The following is a 23,355-nucleotide window of genomic DNA, read 5'->3' as shown; positions in this document are numbered from 1 at the left end:
CGATAGCAGCCCAAGTTGGTGAATGCGAATGGTTTCCTGAACCTTACTCCGCGGCAGCTTGTCCCCGTTCGCTTTGATAGCGGTGGCGCGGTTTCGCCTTCAGCTTGAGATCCTTCATTTCCTGACGCGCCCTTGGTGCGTTGCGGAACGCCTGATCGCGGCCGGCAGCATACTGGGGCGGGCAGTCCACATCGGTGACGCCGTAGTCCGCCGCTGCCAGCAGCGTGAAGTAGGGGTTCACCAGGTGCGGACGGGCGAGCGCGACGAGGTCGGCGCGGCCAGCGGCAAGGATGGTGTTGATCTGGTCGGCGCTGGTGATCGTGCCCACCGCCTGGGTAGCGACCTTTGCCTCCGCGCGCACCTGTTCGGCAAACGGGGTCTGGAACATGCGGCCGTAGATTGGCTTCGCCTCCGGCACGGTCTGCCCGGTCGACACGTCGATCAGGTCGACGCCGTGGGCCACGAACGCCTTGGCAATGTCCACCGTGTCGTCGCCGGTGATGCCGCCCTCGGCCCAGTCGGTCGCCGAAACGCGCACCGACATGGGCTTCTCGGCCGGCCACACGGCCCGCATTGCGTCGAACACTTCCAGCGGGAAGCGGAGACGGTTTTCCATTGATCCGCCATACGCGTCGGTCCGGTGGTTGGTGAGCGGGGAGAGGAAGCTGGCGAGAAGATAGCCGTGCGCGCAATGCAGCTCGATCATGTCGACGCCCATGCGGGCGCACCGTTCGGTCGCCGCCACAAACGCGTCGCGCACGCGGTCCATGTCGTCCCGCGTCATTTCCCGCGGCTTGCCGGAGTGGCCGAAATAGGGAAGCGCGGAGGGGGCCAGCGTTTCCCACGCTCCCTCATCGAGCGGCTCGTCCATCCCCTCCCACATGAGCTTGGTGGAGCCCTTGCGGCCGGAGTGGCCGAGCTGGATGCAGACCTTGGCGGCCGAATTGGCGCGGATGAAATCGACCACCCGCTGCCAGGCCGCTTCTTGCTCATCGGTATAAAGCCCGGTGCAGCCTTTGGTGATGCGGCCCTCGTCGGTCACGCAGACCATTTCGGTATAAACGAGACCTGCACCGCCCATGGCACGCTGGCCGTAATGGACGAGGTGGAAGTCCTGCGCCACGCCGTCCACTGCGCTGTAGGTGTCCATCGGCGACACCACCACGCGGTTAGGCAGCACCATACCGCGCAGCTTGAGGGGCTGGAACATCGGCGGCTTGGGGTGTTCGAGGTCCACGTCGAACCCTGCGTTGGCAACGTCCCTGGCAAAGTGCGCGGTGATCTCTTCCACGAACTCCGGGGCGCGCAGTTCCAGGTTGTCGTAGGTGATGGCCTTGGCTCTGGTCATCAGACCGAAGGCGAACTGCACCGGGTCCATATTCCAGTAGCGTTCGAGCCGTTCGAACCACACCAGCGACACGTCGGCGGAGTGCTGCGTCTTCTCCACCTCCTCGCGGCGGCCGGTCTCGAAGGCGGCGAGCGCGGCCGTCACGTCCGGTGTCTTCTTCACCGCCTGCGCCAGCGCAATGGCATCTTCCATCGCAAGCTTGGTGCCCGAGCCGATGGAGAAGTGCGCCGTCGCCTTGGCATCGCCCAGGAGCACGATGTTGCCGTGGGTCCACCGCTCGTTGCGGATCATCGGGAAGTTGCGCCACACGGAGCGGTTGGTCTGAAGGCCGTGGCCGTCGAGCGCCTTGGCGAACACGTTTTCGAGGTACGCTGCGCTTTCTTCCTCGGTCTTGTCCTTGAAGACGCGGGCGTAGGTCTCGGGGTCGGTCTCCATCACCCAGGTCGATGCGCCGGGCTCGTACTGGTAGGCGTGCGCGATGAACAGGCCATCGTCATTGCGCTCGAAAAAGAAGGAGAATGCGTCCAGCTCCCGCGTCGAGCCCATCCAGGAAAAATGGTTGGGCCGCAGGTCGGTGGACGGCTTGAAATGCTCGACGAAGTGCTCGCGCACCACGGAGTTGATGCCGTCTGCGGCGACCACCAGATCGCACTCGTCGGACAGCTTGAGGATGTCGTCGATGGAAAGGTCGGTCTCGTTGCGGATCTCGATGCCGAGCTGGCTGGCGCGGAAGTTGAGGAGCTCCAGCAGCGTCTTGCGCGAACAGCCGCAGAAGCCGTTTCCGCCGATGCGATAAACTTCATCTTTGAAGTAGACTGCCACGTCGTCCCAGTAAGCGAAGCGGCTTGTGATCAGCCGGTAGCTTTCCGCATCGTGATTCTCGAAATTCTGAAGTGTTTCATCTGAAAAAACCACGCCAAAGCCGAACGTGTCGCTTGGACGGTTGCGCTCGTAGATGGTGATTTCGGCGGCAGGGTCCGCCAGCTTGTGGAGAATCGAGAAGTAAAGACCCGCTGGGCCGCCGCCGATCACTGCAATGCGCATTGTGCCTCTCCTTCGCTGACCGAAGTATTTTAGACTTGAAGGAATAGCACGACAAGGGCACAGTGTCCCCATGACAGGCCATGTTTTAATCACTGGCGGGGGAACAGGCATTGGCCGCGCGGTCGCAGCTTCGATGGCGCCCGCGCACGCCGTCTCGCTGGTCGGTCGCCGTGCCGCGCCGCTGGACCAAACTGCCTCCGGTCTGCGGGAGGCACGCGGCTTTGCTGCCGATGTGACGGACCCTGCCGCGCTGGCCGAAGCCGTGCGCGCTGCCGAAGCGGCCTTCGGGCCGGTCACCGTGCTGGTCGCCGCCGCCGGCATTTCGCAGACCGCGCCTGTCGCGAAAACCGCGCCGGAAATGCTGCGGCGGATGTTCGCGGTCAACGTCGAAGGGGTGCTGAACGCCATCCAGCTCGTGCTGCCGGGGATGACCGACGCAGGCTTTGGCCGCATCATCGCCGTTGCAAGCACGGCCTCCCTCAAGGGCTACGCCTACGCGGGCGGATATGCTGCGACCAAGCATGCGGTGCTGGGGCTCATCCGCTCGCTGGCGCTGGAAACCGCGAAGACCGGCGTGACCGCCAACGCCGTGTGCCCCGGCTTTGCCGACACCGAGATGACGGCGGCCAGCATCGCCAACATCACCGCCAAAACCGGCCGCAGCGACGATGAAGCGCGTGCTGCACTGGCGAAGAACAACCCCATGGCCCGGCTGATTGCGCCGGACGAAGTGGCAGACGCGGTCCGCTGGCTGGCAGGCCCCGCTGCGGCATCGATCACCGGGCAGGCCATTGCGGTTGCCGGCGGCGAGGTGATGTAGATGGACCAGCGCGTCGCCCCCGAAAGTCGCGCAAGCGAGGGTGCCGATGCGCTGCGGCTGTGGCTGCGCCTGTTTGCCACCGCCAACCAGGTGGAGGCCGAACTCTCCCGCCGCCTGCGCGCCGAATTTCAAATGACGCTGCCGCGGTTCGACCTGATGGCCCAGCTCGCCAAGGCCGGGGAGGGCGTGACGCTGGGCGAACTCTCCCGCCGCCTGATGGTCACCAACGGCAACGTGACGGGCCTTGTCGACCGACTTGCCGAAGACGGCCTCGTGGAGCGCAAGGTGCGCCGTGCCGACCGCCGGTCCGCCACCGTGCGCCTGACGCATGAGGGCGCCCAGCGATTCGCGGACATGGCGAAGGTCCACCGCGGCTGGATCGAGGAGTTGTTCGACGGCGTCGACCCCGAAAGCCGCACCCACCTTTCAGCCCTCCTCAAGACTGCACGCGACAGCGTGGCGGAGCGAACATGAGCGACCGTTTCAACATCACCCTGCCGGTGGCCGATTACACCGCCCGGCACTTTGCGCTGAGCGTGGACGGCAAGGTCGCCACCATCACCCTCAACCGGCCGGACAAGAAGAACCCGCTCACCTTCGAAAGCTACGCCGAGCTGCGCGACCTTTTTCGCGCGCTGCAATACGAGCCGGATGTGAAGGCGATCGTCCTCACGGGCGCAGGCGGCAATTTCTGCTCGGGCGGCGACGTGTTCGAGATCATCAAGCCGCTCCTCGACCGCGACACCAAGGGGCTGATGGAATTCACCCAGATGACCGGCGATGCGGTGAAGGCGATGCGCGCCTGCCCGCAACCCATCGTGTCCGCCATCGACGGCGTATGCGTTGGCGCGGGCGCGATCCTCGCCATGGCGTCCGACATGCGGCTCGGCACGGCGGACGCCAAGGTGGCGTTCCTGTTCAACCGCGTCGGCCTTGCCGGGTGCGACATGGGGGCCTGCGCGATCCTGCCCCGGATCATCGGCCAGGGCCGCGCGTCCGAACTCCTTTACACCGGCCGCGCCATGGGCGGGGAGGAGGCCGAGCGCTGGGGCTTCTTCAACCGCCTCTGCGACCCCGCCGACGTTCTCGCCGAAGCGCAGAAGCTCGCCGCGCGCCTTGCGGACGGCCCCACCTTCGCCAACGGCATCACGAAAAAGATGCTGCACATGGAATGGGCGATGGGCGTTGACGAGGCCATCGACCAGGAGGCCATCGCGCAGGCGCTCTGCATGCAGACCGAAGACTATGCCCGTGCCTTCCGCGCCTTCGCCGCGAAGGAAAAGCCGGTCTTCGAGGGCAACTGATGAGCACCGCCGACCCCCGCGCCGAAACGCTGTCCTGGCCCTTCTTCGAGCCCGCGCACCGCGCGTTCGCCGAAAAGATCAGCGCCTTTGCAGAGGGCGAGGCGCTGGCGCTGACCGACCATCACGATGTGGACGGTTCCTGCCGCAAGCTGGTCACAGCGCTTGGCAAGGCGGGGCTTCTCGGCGTCACGGTACCCCAGGATGCGCCGCTCGACGTGCGGACCCTTTGCCTTGCCCGCGAGACGCTGGCCGCAAAGTCCGGCCTCGCCGACTTCGCCTTCGCGATGCAGGGCCTTGGCGCCGGCCCCATCGGCCTTGCCGGCACGGACGAGCAAAAGGCCCGCTATCTGCCCAAGGTCGCAGCCGGCGAATGGATCGCGGCCTTTGCGCTCACGGAGCCGAAGTCCGGCTCCGACGTTGCCGCCATTGAGACCGCCGCCCGGATCGAGGGCGACGAGGTGGTCATCGACGGCGAGAAGACCTGGATCTCCAACGGCGGCATTGCCGACTTCTACGTCGTCTTCGCCCGCACGGGCGAGGGGGCGGGCGCGCGCGGCCTCTCCGCCTTCATCGTCGATGCCGATACGCCGGGCCTCACCATCGCCGAGCGGCTGGAGGTGATCGCGCCCCATCCGCTCGCCCGGCTGAAATTCAGCAATTGCCGCATTCCGCTGGCGAACCGGCTCGGCGAGCCGGGCCGGGGCTTCGGCCTAGCGATGGCAACGCTCGACATCTTCCGCTCCACCGTTGGCGCCGCAGCGCTGGGCTTTGCCAGAGCCGCGCTGGAGGCGACGCTCACCCGCGCCCACGGCCGGCACCTCTTCGGCGCGCCGATGGGCGAGCTGCCGCTGGCGCAGGCCGGCATCGCCGAGATGGCGCTCGGCGTCGATGCCGCCGCGCTACTCGTCTACCGCGCCGCATGGACCAAGGACATGGGCGCGCCCCGCGTCACCCGCGAAGCCTCGATGGCCAAACTCTTCGCCACGGAGACTGCGCAGAAGGTGATCGACACCGCCGTCCAGCTCCATGGCGGCGACGGCGTGCGCTCTGGCACGAAGGTTGAAGAGCTCTACCGCGAGATCCGCGCGCTCCGCATCTATGAGGGCGCGTCGGAAGTGCAGAAGATCGTCATAGCCCGGGCCGCACTCGCAGCGTCTCTTCCCGCGGCACCAGCCACAAAGGCGGCCGAATGAACCGGACCGGTCTTGTCGACCATTTCGCGCGCGACAACCTCCCCCCCATCAAGTCCTGGCCCGTTTTCCAGGGCCTTGAAGACCTTGCCTATCCGGCACGGCTCAACTGCGCCGTCGAGCTGATCGACCGGCACGTCGAGGAGGGGCGCGGCGACCGTCTTGCCGTCCTCGGCGACGGCGTGCGCTGGACGTTTGCCGAACTCGCCGCACAGGTGAACCGCATTGCCAATGCGCTGACCGCGCGCGGCATGGTCTCCGGCAACCGCGTCATGCTGCGCTCGGCCAACAACCCGATGATGGCCGCCGTCTACTTTGCGGTGCTGAAGGCGGGCGGCATCGTGGTTGCCACCATGCCGCTCCTGCGCGCCAAGGAACTGGGCGTGATGCTGGACAAGGCCGAGGTCTCCCTTGCCGTTTGCGACGTGAAGCTCCGTGCCGAAATGGAGAAGGCCGCCGAAGGCCGCGCCTGCGAGGTCATCCTGTTTGGCGATGCTGAATTCGACGGCGAGGTCGCCGCCGCGTCGCCCGAGTTTGCGCCCTGCGACACCGCGTCGGACGACGTGTGCCTGATTGGCTTTACCTCCGGCACCACGGGCATCCCCAAGGGCACGATGCATTTCCACCGGGACATGCTCGCCATCTGCGACTGCTACGCCGCCAAGGTGCTGAAAGCGGAGCCCGACGACCGGTTCATCGGCTCCCCGCCGCTCGCCTTCACCTTCGGCCTTGGCGGGTTGGTCCTGTTCCCCTGGCGGATCGGCGCCGCGGCCATCCTCATCGAGAAAGCCGCGCCCGATGCGCTGATGGAGGCCGCCGCAAAACACGGCGCCACCGTCATGTTCACCGCGCCCACCGCTTACCGCGCGATGCTCGCCAAGCTCGGCGAGCACGATCTCAGCGGCCTTCGCAAATGTGTCTCCGCCGGGGAGGCGCTGCCCCGCGCCACCTGGGACGCATGGAAGGAAGCCACCGGCATCACCATCCTCGACGGGATCGGCGCCACCGAGCTTCTTCACATCTTCATTGCCGCGCGTGAGGACGAGGTGCGCCCCGGCGCCACCGGCAAGCCCGTGCCGGGCTTCGAGGCAAAGGTGATAGACGAGAGCGGTGATCCGGTGCCTGACGGCACCCCCGGCCGCCTTGCGGTGCGCGGCCCCACCGGCTGCCGCTACCTGTCGGACCCCCGGCAGGAAGAATATGTGCGCAATGGCTGGAACGTCACCGGAGACACCTATATCCGCGATGAAGATGGCTATTTCTGGTATCAGGCGCGCTCGGACGACATGATCATCTCGTCCGGCTACAACATCGCCGGCCCCGAGGTGGAGTCGGGCCTTCTCACCCATGCCGCCGTTGCGGAAGCCGGCGTCGTCGCCGCGCCCGACCCCGAGCGCGGCCAGATCGCGAAAGCCTATGTCGTGCTGAAACCCGGCCACACTGCCGACGCCGCCATGGCGAAGGCCCTGCAAGACCACGTGAAGGCCGAGCTCGCGCCCTACAAATACCCCCGCGCCGTCAAGTTCGTCGAAGCGCTGCCCCGCACCGAGACCGGCAAGCTCCAGCGCTTTGCCCTGCGCCAGCGCGCCGCCGCCGAAGCGGGCGCGGCATGAGCGATCTCGTCCGCGCCGTCCTGCCGGACGGCTGGCCCGCCCCGCGCGGTTACGCCAACGGCACCGTCACCGACGGTCCGCTCGTCCACGTCGGCGGTCAGATCGGCTGGCGGCCCGACGGCACGTTTCCGGACGGCGGCCTGTTGCCCCAGATCGAGCAGGCGCTCACCAACATCGTCGCCGTGGTGGAAGCTGCTGGCGGGACGGTGGAGGGCATTGCGCGCCTCACCTGGTACGTTACCGACATGGACGCCTACCGCGCCAGCCTCAAGGATCTCGGCCCGGTCTACCGCGCCGTGATGGGCCGCCACTTCCCGTCCATGGCGCTGGTGCGCGTGGTCGAGCTGGTCGAGCGCGAAGCGATGGTCGAGATCGAGGCTGTCGCGGTCCTTCCCCGCGGCTGACTACTCCGCCGCGATCAGCGCCTTCGCCTCGGCGTCATAGGCGGCGCGAAGGCGTGTCGCCTCGGCGCGCGCCACCGCGATATTGCCCATCCGCACCGGCCCGTAACCCTTGATGCGGGACGGCCAGCTTGCCAATGCGGCGGCGTCGTCCATCCGTGCCGCCGTCACCGTCGAAACGATGTGCGCCAGAGTTGCCTCGTACTCGGCGAGAATCGCACGGTCCTCCCGGCGCTCGGGGTTATAGCCGAACACATCGAAGGGCGTGCCGCGCAGGCGCTTCATGGCGGCGAGCAGCGGGAACGCTTTTCTTAGCCATCCGCCGAACGCCATCTTCGCGGGCCGGCCCGTCTTCGGGTCGGTGCGGGAGAGGGCGGGCGGGGCAAGGTGGAAGGTGAGGCCGTCGTAGCCGGCAAAGGCGTCGCGAAGCTGCGCCTCGAAGCCGCCGTCGGTGTAGAGGCGGGCGACTTCGTATTCGTCCTTCACCGCCATCAGCCGGTAGAGTTCTTTCGCGGCGGTTTCAGTCAGTCGCGCGCCCGACGGGCCGGCGGCCTTGCGCACGGCGTCGATCCGGTCCCGGTAGCGGGCGGCCCAGGCGGCATTCTGGTAGGCGGTGAGGCTCGCCACGTTGCGGGCAATCCGCTCGTCCAGCGTCTCTGGCAGCGTGCGGTGGGGAAGCGGGGCAACCCGCGCTGCATCGAGCGTTGCAGCAAAGCGCGCCGGGTCGGCAACCGACAGGCGGCCAAGGCGGAAGGCGGCGATGTTCATCGCCACCGCTGCGCCGTTGAGGTGGATCGCTTCCTCCAGGCTCTCCGCCGAGAGCGGCAGCGCGCCGGACTGGTAGGCGGCACCCAACACGATGGAGTTTGCGGCGATGGTGTCGCCGAAGAGGGTGCGCGCTGCGCTGGTGGCGTCGAACGCATGGATCGTCGCGCGGTCGGCGAGCGCCTGCACGATGCGGCGGGTGGGAAGCGAGAAGTCCACGTCGCGCGTGAATTCGCCCGGCAACTGCTCGTGCGTGTTGGCGATCACCGTTGCGTGGGGGCCGAGGGCGGCCAGCACCTTGGCCCCGCCGGCCACCACAATGTCGCACGCCAGCACCGCCGAGGCGCCGCCCGGGCCAACGCGGATGGTGGTCACATCCTCGCGCTTTTTCGACAGCTTGATGTGGGAGAGGACCGCGCCGCCCTTTTGCGCCAGCCCCGCCATGTCGATCACGCCGGCGCCAAGCCCCTCAAGGTGCGCCGCCATGCCGATCACCGCACCCACGGTGACGACACCCGTCCCGCCGACGCCGGTGACGAGGATTCCCATTGTCCCTTCGAGCGGCGCGCGGACGGGGTCGGGCAGATTGTCCGGCACGTGGGGCGTTTCGGCCTTCTTCAGCCTGGCGCCGTGGACGGTGACGAAGCTGGGGCAAAAGCCCTTGAGGCACGAAAAATCCTTGTTGCAGACGGACTGGTCGATCTGCCGCTTGCGCCCGAACGCGGTCTCTACCGGCTGCACCGCAACGCAGTTGGACTGGACGCCGCAATCCCCGCAGCCCTCGCACACACGCTCGTTGATGAGAATGCGCACGTCGGGGTCCGGAAAGGTGCCGCGCTTGCGGCGGCGGCGTTTTTCGGACGCGCAGGTCTGGTCGTAAATCATCACCGATACGCCGGAGACTTCCGCGAGCCGCTCCTGCACGCCGATCACGTCGTCCCGGCGGTCGACGGTGACGTGGCCCGGTACGTGGCCGTATTTTTCCGGCTCGTCGGACACGATGGCGACGGCGTTGGCGCCCTCGGCCGCCACCTGCGCGGCAACGTCGAGCACGGTGAGGCCGCCGTCGTGGGTCTGGCCGCCTGTCATCGCGACGGCGTCGTTGAAGAGGATCTTGTAGGTGATGTTGACGCCGGCGGCGGCGGCAGCGCGAAGCGCCAGCGAGCCCGAGTGGTTGTAGGTGCCGTCACCGAGATTCTGGAAGAGGTGCTTGCGGGTGGAGAACGGCGCCTCGCCGATCCACTGCGCGCCTTCGCCGCCCATCTGCGTAAAGCCCTCGGTCTGCCGGTCCATCCACAGGACCATGAAGTGGCAGCCGATGCCGGCCGCGGCCCGGGCGCCCTCCGGCACGACGGTGGACGACGAATGCGGGCAGCCCGCGCAAAAATAGGGTTTTCGCACGGCGATGGACTGGGTGGCGCCGAGCCGCGCCGTCAGCGCGTTCACTTCGGCGAGCGGGCCTGCGACGCGCTCTGCGCCACGGTCCACCAGCCGCCGGCCGATCTCGGCGGCAACGTGATGCGCCTCCAGCGCGCCGGGGGCGGGGAACAGCGTGGTGCCATCCTCGGCGAGCTTGCCGATGATGGTCGGCGCATTGGCCGTGCCGTATAAAATGTCCTTCATCTGCGGTTCGATGAGGCCGCGCTTTTCCTCCACCACGATGATGGTTTCGAGCCCTTCCGCAAAGGCGCGCACATCCTCGCGGGCCAGCGGCCAGGGGCAGCCGACCTTGAGGAGGCGGATGCCGAGATCGGCGCAGGCGACCTCGTCGAGCCCCAGTGCGTCGAGCGCTTCCAGAACGTCGAGCCAGCTCTTGCCTGTGCCGACAATTCCGGTCCGTGCCCGCGCGCCGCCCGAATGGACGACGCGGTTGAGGCCGTTGGCGGACGCGAAGGCGATGGCGGCGGGGAGCTTGATCTGGTGGAGCCGCGCCTCCTGCTCCAGCGCGTCGAAGCCGGGGCGGATGTGAACGTCGGGCAGCGGGCCTGCGGGGAGGCGAATCGCGAGCCGGTCGGCGCGGCCGTCGATGGAGGCGGTGGATTCCACCGTGTCCTTGACGCATTTCAGGCCGACCCAGACACCGGCGTAGCGGCTCATGGCAAGGCCGAGGAGGCCGAAGTCGACGATATCCTGCACGCCCGACGGGGAGAGCACGGGGATGACGGCGTTGATCATCCCGAATTCGGACTGGTGGGCGGTGGTGGAGCTTTCGCAGGTGTGGTCGTCACCCATCAGCGCCAGAACGCCGCCCAGCGGCGAGGTGCCGGCAAGGTTGGCATGGCGCAGCGCATCGCCGGAGCGGTCGACGCCAGGGCCCTTGCCGTACCAGAGCGAGAACACGCCGTCATAGCGGTTTTCGCCGGACAGGTGCGTGGTCTGCGTGCCCCAGATGGCGGTGGCGGCAAGGTCTTCGTTGATGGCGGGCTGGAACAGGATGTCCGGCCCCAGAACCTTTTTCGCGCGGCCGAACTGCTGGTCCAGCGCCCCCAGGGGTGAGCCCCGGTAGCCGGTGATATAGCCCGCCGTGTTGTGGCCGGCCGCCCGGTCGCGCGCCTTCTGCGCCAGAACCAGGCGGATCAGCGCCTGCGTGCCGGAGAGGAACACGGTCTCCTTGCCCAAGTCGTACTTGTCGTTGAGGGAAACCACCCAGCGCACTCCCGATCGTCTTGTCTGGAACGAGTCTATCGTTGTCGCGCCGCGAACCGCAATGCGCCTGTGGGCCTCACCTGTGGCAGGCGGGGATCAGCTCCGGCCGGTACTCGAAATGCATGGTGTCGTAGTGGTACCAGCGGCCGCCCCAGATGAAGCAGTGCTTTTCGAAGACCTCGACAATCTCGAGCGGGATGCGGTTGCTGTAGGGGATTGCGCCGCCGCCGGTGTGCCCTGCCCAGCGCCAGTAATCGGAGTATTTCGTGTTGATGTCGACCGCTGCGCCAAAGGAGTGGACGCTGAGGCGACTGGTGCCGGCAATGGCGCGCCAGTTGAATGCACCGCCGGGCGGCACGAGGTATTTGTGGAACTGCGGCGGCAAGCGTTCAAGATCGCGCGAGATGGCGGCGATCCGCTTGTCGACGCCGAAGCGTGTTGTGACGGTGAGGCTGCCGCCGCCGAGCCCCGGCACGAATGGGACGCGAGCAAGGTCGTCCCGCACCGCAGCCTCGGAGCCGCCATAAAGCGCCTTGAAGAAGGCGTCGCTGCGCACGCGGCCGGGGTCTTCGCCGGGGGACGGGGTGCGCGCGCCTCGGCGGGCCAGCGGGTAGGGGGTGGAAAGCATGTCCTCGACGTCCGCATCGGTCAGCTTTTCGGCAGGCGTTTTCGCCCGGCCATCGTCCCACACCACCCGCTGTCCGTTTTTGAAGACTATGGCGTTGCCCTCGAAGCGGAAGGCGCCGGGATAGGCCGCCAGCAGCACCGCCTTGCCGCCTGTCACGCCAGCGCTGCGCTCACCGCCGGACTGGGCTCTTGCCGGCGTATCGGGTGCGATCGGCAGTGTGGCTGCCGTGCATCCCACGGCCGTCGCGCAGATGGCAATGGCAAGAATGCGAAGGCGCGCAATCAGCCCTGTCGGGGCCACGGCGGATGGCGGCGGCGGATTCGTCATGAATATATTCCGTTTATCCGGGCTGGCGATCGGGTCGGCGGCTTCGCACCTATTGTCAGAGATGCGCGGCATGACAAGAGCGACCATCCCGCAATTTGAGCGGAGCGCAGCGTTGCTGTCGATTTACTGCCCCGAGCAGTCTGGCTTGAGAAACAAACATAGTCTCAGCGGAGCAGGGTTTTTGGGAACGGCGAGCGATGTTAAATCTAGTTTCATCTTTGCTCTGAGATTTCTTGTGAACGCTGGATGAACAATGGATTAAACCGTTTTAAGGATAATTTTGTGACTTGAGGACGATATTCCGTTAGGGTATTCGATGACCGATGTATCAAGTCAGAAACTGGTTATCCGAGCGAATTGCCCCACTCCACGCCGAAGTGGACCGGCGGGCGAGCGGATTCGACATCACCACAAAAGGCGGTGCGGACTCGTTGATGCGTTTCCTCTCGATCGGGATCCATGACCTGGAAAATGGCCTTGATGCTGCCGGCGCCGCAACCGTGTTGTCCGAGTACAAGGCGCGGGTGCGGGCCCATCTGCTGCCGCGTCCGCTCGACCGGAAGCCTGTTTCCCTTGGCAGCGAGGCCGAGGTGTGGGGCGCGCTCTATGTGCTGGAGGGGTCGCGCCTGGGTGGGCGATGGCTTGCCAATCGCTCCGAGCACTTGAGAATAAATGCCTTCTTTGCGAAAGATGAGCCTGTGTTCTGGCCGACCTTCCTGTCGCGGCTGGAAAAGGCCAACGCGTACGGCGTTGACCGGATGGGTATGCTGGCCGGTGCCGAAGCGGCGTTTGGCGCGTTCCTGCGGGTGGCCCCCGATCAGAACGCTGCCAGTGGATTCGTGGCGCCGGTCGGGGTCGGTGCAACTGCGGAGCTGATGGCATGAGCCAGGCCTTGAAAATAGATATCCAGCCAGCAGACCTGAGCGCCTGCGACAGGGAGCCGATTCATCTCCTGGGGCGGATCCAGAGTTTCGGAGCGCTGATCGCTGTTTCGCTCGACTGGATGATTGTCCACGTCAGCGACAACATCGAATCGTTCTGCGGCGTTGCACCGGACGATTGCCTCGGCATGCCGCTGGCTGATTTTCTGAGCAGCGACGCGCTTGCCATCTTGCGCGGACGCAGCGCCGCAGCAGAAGATTCCGGCACCTCCGAGCGGATCTTCAATCAGCCCATCTTCAGTGATGGGCGCCTGTTCGATGCGGCCGTTCACCGCTCACACGGCCTCATTGTCATCGAGGTTGAGCCATCCGCCGGCGGTGACGCCATTGTGGAGGTGGTCGGCCTCGCACGCTCCATGACCGGGCAGATCCGCGCTCGCAACGCGCTGCCCGAATTTCTGGAGGCCGCGGCCCAGCAGGTCCGCCGGGTGACGGGTTTCGACAGGGTCATGGTGTACCGCTTTGCCGAAGACGGCAGCGGCGAGGTGGTCGCCGAGGCGCGGTCGGGCCGTGCGGACAGCTTTTTGGGATTGCGCTATCCCGCGACGGATATTCCCAAGCAGGCTCGCGAACTCTACGTGCGCAACCGCTTTCGTCTGATTGCGGACGTGACCGATCCCTGCGCCAATATCGTCCCGGCGCTCTCGCCGCAGGGCGAGGCGCTGGACTTGTCCAACTCGCTGCTGCGCGCCGTCTCTCCCGTCCACATCGAATATCTCAAGAACATGGACGTGGGCGCGTCCCTCTCGATCTCCATCGTGATCGACGACAAGCTCTGGGGCCTCATTGCCTGCCACCACCTGACGGCGCGGCAAGTGTCCTTTCACAAGCGCACCGTCGCCGAGCTGTTCGGAGAATTGTTCTCGCTCGAGCTTGCACATCGCCTCCAGCAGATTGCGATGGAGCACCGTATTGCCGCCGAGGCCATGCACGACCGGATCATGTCCGTCGTGTCCATCGACGGCACGCCCATGGACAACCTGTCGCCGCATCTGGGCCGCATCTGCGAGGCGGCCGGGGGCGATGGGGTCGGGCTGTGGATCGACGAACAATATGTGAGTGAAGGGCTGGCGCTGACGGCCGACGAGACGAAGCCGCTGGTGCGTTTCCTGAACCGTGCCGCGGCAGCGAGGGTTTACGCAACCGATCACCTGTCTGCCCACTATCCTCCCGCCCTTGCCTTTGCCGGGCGTGTTTCCGGGTTGCTGGCCATCCCGGTATCACGCAGTCCGCGGGACTATCTCATCGTGTTCCGGCGCGAGCTGGTCCACACGGTGACCTGGGCAGGCAACCCGAACAAACCGGTGAACAATGCGGCTGGCGACGCGCGGCTGTCGCCCCGCAAGAGCTTCGAGGCGTGGAAGGAAAACGTGCGCTGCAAGAGCTTGCCTTGGAGCGCTGCCGAACTGCGTACCGCAGAGGCACTGCGGATCACGCTGCTGGAAGTGATTGTCCGCTCCATCGACCATATCAGCGAGCTGCGCCGCCGCTCGCAGGAGCGGCAGGAGCTTCTGATCGGCGAGCTGAACCACCGCGTCCGCAACATGCTGAGCCTCATCCGCGGCGTGGTGGCGCAGACGTCGTCCACAGCGACCTCGGTGCCGGAATTTTCTGCGGTGCTGGGTGGACGCATCCAGGCGCTGGCCCGCGCGCACGACCAGCTTACCCAGGAAAAGTGGGGCAACGCATCGCTGCGGACGCTGGTCGAGAACGAGGTCGAGGCTTACGCGTCCGACCGGCATGAGCGTGTCATTCTGCAGGGGCCGTGCGTCATGCTCACCCCGACGTCCTATACCTGCATTGCGCTCGTCGTTCACGAAATGGTCACGAACTCCGTGAAATACGGCGCGCTTTCCAGTAAAGCTGGCGTCCTGACGATCCGCTGGGCGTGCAGTGCTGAAAACGGTGATCTCACGATCGACTGGGACGAAAAAGGCGGTCCGCCCGTAAATGCACCGACCCGCAAGGGATTCGGGTCCGAATTGATACACCGCGCCATTCCGTTCGAGCTTGAGGGGACTGCGGATATCGACTTTGCGCCGACTGGCTTGCGTGCGAAGTTTACTGTCCCCGTCAGGTTCATGGGCGATGCACTGCCGAAGGGCGAAACCGACATGCCTGAAACAGAAACGAGGCCTGCTGGCATGAGCGCGCAGATCGACGTAAAGAGCGCCGCCATCTTGCTGGTGGAAGACAACGTCATCATCGCGATGGATGCCGAGATGATGCTGATGGGCATGGGGTTCGGCGAGACGATTGTTGCCAACTCATCCAGCCAGGCCATGGAAGAGCTGGACAAGCACGCGTTCGCCTGTGCGGTGCTCGATATCAACCTTGGCAACGGCGACTCCATTGCCATTGCAGAGGCGCTTGCGGCCAAGGGTGTCCCGTTCATTTTCGCCAGCGGCTACAGCGACGCCGCGCTGCTGCCGGCATCCATGAAAACCATCCCGATCGTGACCAAGCCCTACGCCGCCACCAAGATTGCCGAAGCTCTGGAAAGCGCAGGCGCGCGCCTCAAGTAGCGGGCGCGCCTGTCGCTGCCGACCGCGTGGTTGCACCAAAACCACTGGCCGGTTTTCTCTTCAAATCGTCATTCGCCTTTGCCAGCCTTCCGGCCTATAAGCGGCCGCCGGAGGTACCCCAATGCTTGGGCGTTTTGAACGGCTCGTCGATCCCTATCCCAGCCGTGAACCCACCACGCCGCCAGGCGAATTCTGGCCGTTCGTGTGGCATTATTCGCGCGATGTGTGGCCTTGGGTGCTGGTCATGGCACTCGCCGCTGCGGCCATCGGGCTTGGCGAGGCGTTCCTGTACGGCTTCATGGGCACGCTGGTTGACTGGCTGACCGAGCGGGACCCGGCCACATTGATGGCCGAGGAGGGGTGGACGCTTGCCTTTGTGGGCGCCGTCATCCTCATCGGCCTGCCGGGGCTCGTCCTCTTCCAGACCGCGGTCGTGCACCAGACACTCGCCGGCAACTACCCGATGCTGGTGCGCTGGCTTGCCCACCGACAGCTGCTGCGCCAGCCCGTCTCGTTTTATGCGGACGAGTTTGCCGGCCGCATTGCCACGAAGGTCATGCAGACGGCAACGGCGGTGCGCGACACCGTTCTGCGCATCTTCGACATTTTCGCCTATGTCCTCGCCTACTTTGTGGGAATGCTCGCGGTTGCCGCGCAGGCCGACTGGCGGCTGATGCTGCCGATGATCGGCTGGGCCGTCGCATACGGCATCATGCTCGTCTACTTCGTGCCGCGCCTTGCCAAGGTGTCCGAAGCGCAGGCCGATGCCCGTTCGCTGATGACGGGCCGGATCGTCGACAGCTACACCAACATCCAGACGGTGAAGCTGTTCTCCCACGCAAGGCGCGAGCGCGATTATGCGCGCGAGGCGATGGACGACTTTCTCGTCACCGTGCACCGGCAGATGCGGCTCGTTTCCTGGTTCAACGCTGCCAACTATGCCACCAACGCGGTGCTTTTGTTCACCATCGGCGCGCTGGGCGTTCATTTCTGGCTGCAGCAATCCATTTCGCTTGGGGCCTTTGCCGTATCGCTGACGCTGGTGCTGCGCCTCAATGGCCTGTCGCACTGGGTCATGTGGGAGATGACCATGCTGTTCGAGGCGGTGGGCACCATTGCCGACGGCAAGACCATGCTGGCCAAGCCCCCCACCGTGAACGACGTTCCCGAAGCGCCGAAGCTGACGGTGGGCGCCGGCGAGATCCGCTTTGACGCGGTGCACTTCCATTACGGCAAGGCATCCGGCGTGATCGAGCATCTGAACCTGACCGTGCGCGCGGGCGAGAAGATCGGCCTCGTCGGTCCGTCCGGTGCCGGCAAGACCACGCTGATGAACCTCCTTTTGCGCCTCCACGACGTGGAGTCCGGCACCATCACCATCGACGGGCAGAACATCGCCACCGTCGAGCAGGAGAGCTTGCGCGCCGCAGTCGGCGTGGTGATGCAGGAGCCTGCGCTCCTCCACCGCTCCATCCGCGACAACATCGCCTATGGCCGCCCCGGTGCCACGGACGAGGACGTGCGCGAGGCCGCCCGCCGCGCCAACGCGCTGGAGTTCATCGAAGGGCTGACCGACATGAAGGGCCGCCGCGGGTTTGACGCCCATGCCGGCGAGCGTGGCGTGAAGCTTTCGGGCGGTCAGCGCCAGCGCATCGCCATTGCCCGCGTGTTTCTGAAAGACGCGCCGATCCTGCTTCTGGACGAGGCCACCTCGGCTCTGGATTCGGAGGTGGAGGCGGCCATTCAGGAGAGCCTGTTTGCGCTGATGGAGGGCAAGACGGTGATTGCCATCGCGCACCGCCTGTCCACCATCGCGTCGCTGGACCGGCTGGTGGTGCTGGACAGCGGGCGCATTGTGGAAGAAGGCCGCCACGGCGAGCTTGCCCAGGCGGGCGGGCTTTATGCGCGGCTGTGGTCGCACCAGTCAGGCGGCTTTCTGGCAGACCGGGTGGACGCGGTGGTCGAGGCGGACGCTGCGCAGTAAACGCCAGCGGGGCGGGGCAGGGCTCAGGCCCGTGTCTCGCCCGGCCCGCGCAACTGGCTGGCCTTGGTGCAAACAGCCAGCCCGATCCTGCTTGCGGCGGGACGGGACCTCACTGATTGCCGAAGCAACCACCCATCATGCATGATCGTTGTCGGTTCAGTCATTGGCCAGATTTTAGGGGGTGATCATCGTCGAATGTTATTCGAGATCGCTATAGCGGAAAAATGTTTAAATGTATTTCCGGTTTGTACTGCGAATATTTTGATAGATACATTGAATTTTTTGATTTTTTAGTGATTCCGATCAAGCGTTGGCGCTGCCGGGAGCAGAGGCTGAAATGCATGTCAGGCAATTTGCAGCGCCGCATTTGGAAAAATGTGTAGTGATTGCAGCACTTTCGTGCCGCCGCCAAGCCAACTGACAGGTTGTCAAAAGCACGTCCGATGGCGTTTTGGATTGGCAATCCCTCCATTCGAAGACTATAGGCGTTGCCTGCCTGCCGTGCGGGTATGCCAGAATCACAACGGCGTTCGACGACAGACCTGCCTTGCGCCCTGTGCGCCTTTGCGGGCTCGAACGTTCCGGGGGACTTGATGCGACTGTTCAGCGGCCTGACCCGCCGCCCGTCGAGGGCGGGGTACACACCGTCCGGACAACGGACTGTGCGCGACGGTCAGGACAAGATCACCTTGTGCGGCCGGCCGGGTGACCGCTATTTCGAGCGCGTCAGTCTCAAGCGCCGCTCCGAGCGCATCCTCATCGACATGCTGGACCGCGGAGTGCGCAGGGAGGGTGTCGCCCTCGATGTGGGGGCGAACATCGGGCTCACCGCCGTCACCATGGCAAGGCGCCTCAAAGGTCCGGTCTATGCCTTCGAGCCGCATCCCGAAACGTTCAGCCTCCTTCGCCGCACGCTGATTGCCAACAAGGCGGACAACGTATCCCCCTTCAACCTTGCCCTTGGCCGGGAGCAGGGTTCGTTGCCCTTTTTCGTGGACCCCGATTCCAGTGCAAGCCATCTGGTGATGCCGCATACGCTTGGCGCCGATGGCAACGTGAATGTGGATATTTCCACGGTCGACACCTTCGCGGTTCCGCTCGAAGCGCCGGTCAATTTCATCAAGATCGATGCCGAAGGCGCGGAAGAGGACGTTCTGGCGGGCGCGCGGCTGACGATTGCGCGCGACGAGCCGAGCGCGTTCATCGAGTTCAACCTGTTCACGCTGATGACGGTGGGGGACAAGAACCCGCGCGACTTCCTGCAGATGCTGCGCTGCCTGTTCCGGTACGTCTACCGCTTTTCCGAAACCGGTGCGTATCCAATCCAGACCGATCCCGAAGCGGTGGGGTTCCTGCACGACCTCTTGATCAACGGCCACACCGCCAGCGATCTGTTCTGCACGTTCGATCCGCTTTAGCACCCGGTTCGCGGGTGTGCGACGAGGCGACGCTGGCCCGCGCCATGCAATCGAACCGGGACAAGCGTCCGCATCGGCCTATATCAACGCAATGTCCAAAAACCGAACCGCCGACCGTTCCCCGCCGCCCGCCACCGGACGGATCAGGCTTCCCGACACCGAGACGCTGGGCCGCGACCCGTTCTCGGGCGTTTTTCGCCGCTTCGAAACCCTGATCGATCCGTTCGCGCCCTATGCCGACCAGCGCCCTCCGGCGGACCTCGTGGCGTTTTTGCGCTGGGGTCTGGGAGACGTGCGCTGGCCGGTCATCGCGTTCGGCGTCGTGTCGCTGGCGTTCGGTGCGGCGGAGGCTCTGGTCTTTTTCCTGATCGGCGGGCTGGTCGACCGGGCGGTGGCGGCCGGGCCTGACGGCATCTTCACCTCGGAGCTGTGGTGGCTGGGAGGGCTGGTGTTTGCGGTGGTGGTCGCCAAGCCCGTCACCCAGCTGTGCCAGAGCGCGCTCACCTCGCTCACCCTCGGCCCCGGCATTCACCAGCAGACCATCTGGCGCCTGCACAGGCACACGCTCGGCCAGGCGATGCAATTCTTCGAGGAGGATTTTGCCGGCCGCCTGTCCCAGAAGCAGATGCAGACCGGCAACGCGCTGATGAGCGTCACGTCCGACACGCTGTCCGGCCTCGGCATGCTGATGGCCTACCTCGTCACCATGGCGCTGCTGCTGTGGTCGGCCGAGCCATGGCTTGGCGTCGTGGTGGTTTTGTGGGCGCTCGCCTTCGCCTTCGCGCTGCGCTGGGGCGTGCCGCGGGTGCGGGCACGCTCCAAGGCACGGGCGGCCGCGCGCGCCAACGTGTCCGGCCAGTTCGTCGACAGCATCAGCCACATGAAGACGGTGAAGATCTTTGCCCACGCCAAGCGTGAGGAGACCGCCGCCCGCGACGCCATCACCACCTTGCGCGAGACCAGCCTCGCCTTCGGCCGGGCGATGATGGCCATGCGCGTCTTCATCGTGCTGATGAATATCGTCGTCACACTCCTGATGATCTTTGGCGCCCTGTGGTTTTATGCGGCGGGGGAGGCCACCGTCGGCGTCATCGCCATGGCCTCGATGATGACCATCCGCCTCACCGGGATGAGCAACTGGATGGCCCAGTCCGCCCTCAGCATCTTCGGCGAGCTGGGGACCATCGAGGATGGCGCTGCCACCTTGTCGCCGCCACACGACGTGGTGGACGCGGCGGACGCGGTGGACCTTGGCCGCCCGCGCGGCGACATCCGGTTCGACGATGTCACCTTCCGCTACGGCCGGCCCACCGGGGGGGTCCACGGCCTGACCTTCCACGTGAAGCCGGGCGAAAAGGTTGGCCTCGTCGGCCGTTCGGGCGCCGGCAAGTCCACCGCCGTGGCGCTCCTCCTGAGGCTTTACGATATCGACAGCGGCGCCATCACCATCGACGGGCACAACATCGCGGATCTGACGCAGGACAGCCTGCGGCTTGCCGTCGGCACGGTCACGCAGGAAACTGCGGTGTTTAACCGGTCGGCGCTCGCCAATATCCGTTATGGCGATCCGGGCGCCACCGAGGAGGCAGCGCACGCGGCGGCACGCCGGGCCCGCGCGCACGACTTCATCGGCCACCTTGCCGATTCCAAGGGCCGCACCGGCTACGAGGCCCACCTCGGCGAACGCGGCGTGAAGCTGTCCGGCGGCCAGCGGCAGAGAATCGCGCTCGCCCGTGCGATTCTGAAGGACGCGCCGATCCTCGTTCTCGACGAGGCGACGTCCGCGCTGGACTCCGAAGTGGAGGCCGAAATCCAGGATGCGCTCAACGAGGTGATGCAGGGCAAGACTGTGGTCGCCATCGCGCACCGCCTTTCCACCATCGCCGCCATGGACAAGATCATCGTCATCGACGATGGCCGCGTGATCGAAGAAGGGCCGCACACGGCACTTTTGGCGCGCGGCGGCGTTTACGCTGATCTGTGGTCGCGTCAGTCTGGCGGTTTTCTGGGCGCCGAGGCGGCGGAATAGGCAATTGCCGTTTATGGTGCGGCATTGCGGCGGACATGAGCCGAGGGCTCGACGATCGGTGATTGATGGACGACATGCCACCCGGAGAACCGGCTGAAACCAAGGCCGTGCCTGACCTCGCAGCCATTGCGCGGGAAGGGCCGCGCTGGGCGATCATCGGCATCTTCCTCATCATGCTGGTGGGCGCGCTGGGCTTTGCGCGTCCGTTTCTGGTGCCGGTGGTGCTGGCGTTCCTGTTGACGCTGGTGTTCAGCCCGGTGCGCCGGCTGCTCGACCGGCGGCTCCCATCGGTCGTGTCGGCGCTTCTCATTGTGGGAACGCTGCTGGTGGTGCTCGCCGGGGGCGTGGTGCTCCTGTCCAAGCCCATCGCCACCTGGATCGACGATGCGCCGCGGCTTGCCACCACCATCGAGCTGAAGCTGCGCAGCCTGCGGGGCGCTGCCGAAACCGTGGTGGAGGCGGGTGAGAAGCTGTCAGAGATCGCCAGCGGGGCCGCCGACACGCCGGCCGGAACCGTGGTGGTCCAGAACGACGACAGTATGGTGGCGTCGATGGCGCTCCTGGCACCGGGGGTGGTCGCCCAGCTCGCCTTCGTTCTGGTGCTTCTGTTCTTCCTGCTTTCGTCCGGTGACATGATCTACGAGAAGATCGTGCACGTCATGCCGACGTTCCGCGACAAGCGGCACGCGATCCGCATCGCCTACGACATCGAGCGAAAGCTCTCGACGTATCTGTTCACCATCACCGTCATCAACGCGGCGCTCGGCGCCACCATCGGCCTCGTGATGTGGGCGCTGGGGATGCCGAGCCCGCTCTTGTTCGGCGTGATCGGGTTCGCCTTCAATTTCGTGCCCTATGTCGGCGCGTTTGCCGGCGGCGTCATTGCGGCGGCCGTCGGGCTCGTCAGCCTCGACCACCTCAGCGAGGCGGCAATAGCGGGCGGGGTCTACCTTGTCCTCACCACAGTGTTCGGGCAGTTCATCACGCCCTATTTCGTCAGCCGGCAGCTCCGGCTCAATACCGTGGTGGTGTTCCTGTCGGTCGCCATGTGCGCGTGGCTCTGGTCTGTCGTCGGGATGCTGATTGCAACGCCGCTGCTGGTCACCGTCCGCGTGTTCTGCGAGCACATTCCGCCGCTGGAGAATGTCGGCAGCTTCCTCTCCGCCCGCGGCGCCGAATCGGCCACGGACGAAGAGGCGGACGAGAGCGCAGCGTAGCGGCGGGCTACGCTTCGACGATCGGTTCGAAGCCGCCGTAGATCATCCGTTTGCCGTCGAACGGCATCGGGTTGGTCGCCGAAGCAAACAGCGGCTCGTTCATCATCTTCTCCATCGCGGCGTTTGAGGTTGCAGCGTCCGGCCACACGATCCAGGACAGGACGACAACCTCGTCGTCCTTGCGCATCACCGCCGTGTTCATCGAGTTGGTCTCACCGTCGGGCACATCGGCGCCCCACGCCTCCATCACATGCAGTGCGCCCTCGGCCTTCAACCAGTCGGCCGCGAGGCGGGCGTAGCGGATATAATCCTCCCGCCGGCCTTGCGGCACTGGCGACAGGCAGCCCTGAATGTAGGTCATTGGTCGTTCCCTTCGTGAGCGCGATCAGCGGGCATCATCGGTGCTCCATTCGCGGTTGAGGAGGAGGGCGAAGTAGCGGCCGAGATGGTCCACGCTCTCGACCGCGGGGGCGATGTCTCCTGCGGCCTTGGCAAGAATGAAGGCCCCTTGCAGGACGGCCTGGGTGTGCCGTGCGAGGCTTGCGGCCGAGAATTCGCCGGTGCGGCCGGCTGCGGCGAGGGCGGCGTCAACGTCCGCCTCCAGCGTTGCCGCATGGTCGAAGATTGCAGCGGCGCAGGCGGACCGGATCGCGTCCGACTGGTAGGCCTCCTGCGCCACTGTGCCTGCGTAGCAGGTGATTTCTTCAAGCGGGCCACAAAGGATTGCGCGGCGAAAGCCGATGTAGGCGAGCACCCGGTCGGCGGGGTTGGCGTGCGCGTGGTAAGGTGCGCCTTGAAAGAGGGCACCTGTCGTCTCCGACCAGTGGGAAGCTGCGGCAGCACACAGCGCATCCTTGCTCTCGAAATGGTGGAAGAACGCGCCCTTGGTGACGCCGGCTTCCGCGCAGAGTTCCGCTACCGACGTAGCGGCAAACCCTTTGCAGCGGACAATTTTGATTGCCGCATCGAGGAGGCGCGTCCGTGCTGTCTCACGGCCGACGGTGGCGGATAAAGCGTTCATGCGCCAAACATACCGACTGGTTGGTATGGGAGTCAATCGTGCGCTATCGTTCAGCGTTCATGCGCGATTCAGCGATGAAGATGGACGGGCTTTGCCGTGGCTGTGAAAACTTGTATAGGAGCCTGCCGCGCACA

The 23,355-nt window shown here is 65.6% G+C and carries 17 protein-coding genes; 12 read left to right on the top strand and 5 right to left on the bottom strand.

The window, feature by feature from the left end; translation table 11 throughout:
• Window positions 1-43 precede the first annotated feature (43 nt).
• Window positions 44-2,392, bottom strand: a complete 2,349-nt coding sequence (locus RDV64_RS21615; protein ID WP_309197044.1) for a bifunctional salicylyl-CoA 5-hydroxylase/oxidoreductase — start codon at window positions 2,390-2,392, stop codon at window positions 44-46.
• Between the two features lie 70 nt (window positions 2,393-2,462).
• Here RDV64_RS21615 and RDV64_RS21610 point away from each other — a divergent pair, with 70 nt between their 5' ends.
• From RDV64_RS21610 to RDV64_RS21585, 6 genes are read left to right on the top strand one after another with little or no spacing between them, the layout of a single operon-like run.
• A complete protein-coding gene (locus tag RDV64_RS21610) occupies window positions 2,463-3,212 on the top strand; it encodes an SDR family NAD(P)-dependent oxidoreductase (protein ID WP_309197043.1) in 750 nt (249 codons plus the stop codon).
• Window positions 3,213-3,686, top strand: coding sequence for a MarR family transcriptional regulator (locus RDV64_RS21605; RefSeq protein ID WP_309197042.1), 474 nt, complete (start codon window positions 3,213-3,215; stop codon window positions 3,684-3,686).
• The gene (locus RDV64_RS21600; RefSeq protein ID WP_309197041.1) at window positions 3,683-4,516 is read left to right on the top strand and encodes an enoyl-CoA hydratase family protein; all 834 of its coding nucleotides are present in this window, start codon (window positions 3,683-3,685) and stop codon (window positions 4,514-4,516) included. The genes RDV64_RS21605 and RDV64_RS21600 overlap by 4 nt, the downstream gene beginning before the upstream one ends.
• Window positions 4,516-5,709: an acyl-CoA dehydrogenase family protein gene (locus tag RDV64_RS21595; RefSeq protein WP_309197040.1), complete on the top strand. Its 1,194-nt coding sequence runs from the start codon at window positions 4,516-4,518 to the stop codon at window positions 5,707-5,709. Before RDV64_RS21600 ends, RDV64_RS21595 begins: the two co-directional genes overlap by 1 nt.
• Window positions 5,706-7,319, top strand: coding sequence for a benzoate-CoA ligase family protein (locus tag RDV64_RS21590; RefSeq protein WP_309197039.1), 1,614 nt, complete (start codon window positions 5,706-5,708; stop codon window positions 7,317-7,319). Before RDV64_RS21595 ends, RDV64_RS21590 begins: the two co-directional genes overlap by 4 nt.
• Window positions 7,316-7,723: a RidA family protein gene (locus RDV64_RS21585; RefSeq protein ID WP_309197038.1), complete on the top strand. Its 408-nt coding sequence runs from the start codon at window positions 7,316-7,318 to the stop codon at window positions 7,721-7,723. The genes RDV64_RS21590 and RDV64_RS21585 overlap by 4 nt, the downstream gene beginning before the upstream one ends.
• On the opposite strand, the gene RDV64_RS21580 is transcribed toward RDV64_RS21585, so the two are convergent.
• Complete coding sequence (locus RDV64_RS21580; protein WP_309197037.1) at window positions 7,724-11,131, bottom strand: indolepyruvate ferredoxin oxidoreductase family protein; 3,408 nt, start codon at window positions 11,129-11,131, stop codon at window positions 7,724-7,726.
• A 76-nt stretch (window positions 11,132-11,207) separates the two neighbouring features.
• Window positions 11,208-12,086, bottom strand: coding sequence for a M15 family metallopeptidase (locus RDV64_RS21575; RefSeq protein ID WP_309197036.1), 879 nt, complete (start codon window positions 12,084-12,086; stop codon window positions 11,208-11,210).
• A 323-nt stretch (window positions 12,087-12,409) separates the two neighbouring features.
• Between RDV64_RS21575 and RDV64_RS21570 the strand changes: the two genes are divergently transcribed.
• From RDV64_RS21570 to RDV64_RS21545, 6 genes are all read left to right on the top strand, one after another.
• Window positions 12,410-12,970, top strand: a complete 561-nt coding sequence (locus RDV64_RS21570; protein WP_309197035.1) for a hypothetical protein — start codon at window positions 12,410-12,412, stop codon at window positions 12,968-12,970.
• Complete coding sequence (locus tag RDV64_RS21565; protein WP_309197034.1) at window positions 12,967-15,552, top strand: HWE histidine kinase domain-containing protein; 2,586 nt, start codon at window positions 12,967-12,969, stop codon at window positions 15,550-15,552. Before RDV64_RS21570 ends, RDV64_RS21565 begins: the two co-directional genes overlap by 4 nt.
• Before the next feature lie 121 nt (window positions 15,553-15,673).
• Entirely contained in the window at window positions 15,674-17,536 is a 1,863-nt protein-coding gene (locus RDV64_RS21560; RefSeq protein WP_309197033.1) for an ABC transporter ATP-binding protein, read from the top strand.
• Between the two features lie 662 nt (window positions 17,537-18,198).
• A complete protein-coding gene (locus RDV64_RS21555) occupies window positions 18,199-18,954 on the top strand; it encodes an FkbM family methyltransferase (protein ID WP_309197032.1) in 756 nt (251 codons plus the stop codon).
• A 91-nt stretch (window positions 18,955-19,045) separates the two neighbouring features.
• On the top strand, window positions 19,046-20,983 hold the full coding sequence (locus RDV64_RS21550) for an ABC transporter ATP-binding protein (protein ID WP_309197031.1): 1,938 nt from the start codon (window positions 19,046-19,048) through the stop codon (window positions 20,981-20,983).
• A gap of 107 nt (window positions 20,984-21,090) precedes the next feature.
• On the top strand, window positions 21,091-22,200 hold the full coding sequence (locus RDV64_RS21545) for an AI-2E family transporter (protein WP_309197030.1): 1,110 nt from the start codon (window positions 21,091-21,093) through the stop codon (window positions 22,198-22,200).
• A gap of 7 nt (window positions 22,201-22,207) precedes the next feature.
• Here RDV64_RS21545 and RDV64_RS21540 read toward each other — a convergent pair whose 3' ends face one another.
• Window positions 22,208-22,561 carry a DUF1428 domain-containing protein gene (locus RDV64_RS21540; RefSeq protein WP_309197029.1) on the bottom strand — a complete coding sequence of 118 codons (354 nt, stop codon included), beginning with the start codon at window positions 22,559-22,561 and terminating at the stop codon, window positions 22,208-22,210.
• A gap of 24 nt (window positions 22,562-22,585) precedes the next feature.
• Window positions 22,586-23,221, bottom strand: a complete 636-nt coding sequence (locus tag RDV64_RS21535; protein WP_309197028.1) for a TetR/AcrR family transcriptional regulator — start codon at window positions 23,219-23,221, stop codon at window positions 22,586-22,588.
• Window positions 23,222-23,355 lie beyond the last annotated feature (134 nt).

It is taken from the genome of Acuticoccus sp. MNP-M23, from assembly GCF_031195445.1.
In the GTDB taxonomy this organism is placed as follows: Bacteria; Pseudomonadota; Alphaproteobacteria; order Rhizobiales; family Amorphaceae; genus Acuticoccus.
This window is presented reverse-complemented; position numbering and strand designations above follow the sequence as displayed.

Coding starts and splice junctions, on each gene's coding strand:
- RDV64_RS21610 (WP_309197043.1), top strand. CDS start 2,463: ATGACAGGCCATGTTTTAATCACTGGCGGGGGAACAGGCATTGGCCGC.
- RDV64_RS21570 (WP_309197035.1), top strand. CDS start 12,410: ATGTATCAAGTCAGAAACTGGTTATCCGAGCGAATTGCCCCACTCCAC.
- RDV64_RS21560 (WP_309197033.1), top strand. CDS start 15,674: ATGCTTGGGCGTTTTGAACGGCTCGTCGATCCCTATCCCAGCCGTGAA.
- RDV64_RS21605 (WP_309197042.1), top strand. CDS start 3,213: ATGGACCAGCGCGTCGCCCCCGAAAGTCGCGCAAGCGAGGGTGCCGAT.
- RDV64_RS21585 (WP_309197038.1), top strand. CDS start 7,316: ATGAGCGATCTCGTCCGCGCCGTCCTGCCGGACGGCTGGCCCGCCCCG.
- RDV64_RS21550 (WP_309197031.1), top strand. CDS start 19,046: ATGTCCAAAAACCGAACCGCCGACCGTTCCCCGCCGCCCGCCACCGGA.
- RDV64_RS21535 (WP_309197028.1), bottom strand. CDS start 23,221: ATGAACGCTTTATCCGCCACCGTCGGCCGTGAGACAGCACGGACGCGC.
- RDV64_RS21575 (WP_309197036.1), bottom strand. CDS start 12,086: ATGACGAATCCGCCGCCGCCATCCGCCGTGGCCCCGACAGGGCTGATT.
- RDV64_RS21565 (WP_309197034.1), top strand. CDS start 12,967: ATGAGCCAGGCCTTGAAAATAGATATCCAGCCAGCAGACCTGAGCGCC.
- RDV64_RS21600 (WP_309197041.1), top strand. CDS start 3,683: ATGAGCGACCGTTTCAACATCACCCTGCCGGTGGCCGATTACACCGCC.
- RDV64_RS21590 (WP_309197039.1), top strand. CDS start 5,706: ATGAACCGGACCGGTCTTGTCGACCATTTCGCGCGCGACAACCTCCCC.
- RDV64_RS21540 (WP_309197029.1), bottom strand. CDS start 22,561: ATGACCTACATTCAGGGCTGCCTGTCGCCAGTGCCGCAAGGCCGGCGG.
- RDV64_RS21595 (WP_309197040.1), top strand. CDS start 4,516: ATGAGCACCGCCGACCCCCGCGCCGAAACGCTGTCCTGGCCCTTCTTC.
- RDV64_RS21615 (WP_309197044.1), bottom strand. CDS start 2,392: ATGCGCATTGCAGTGATCGGCGGCGGCCCAGCGGGTCTTTACTTCTCG.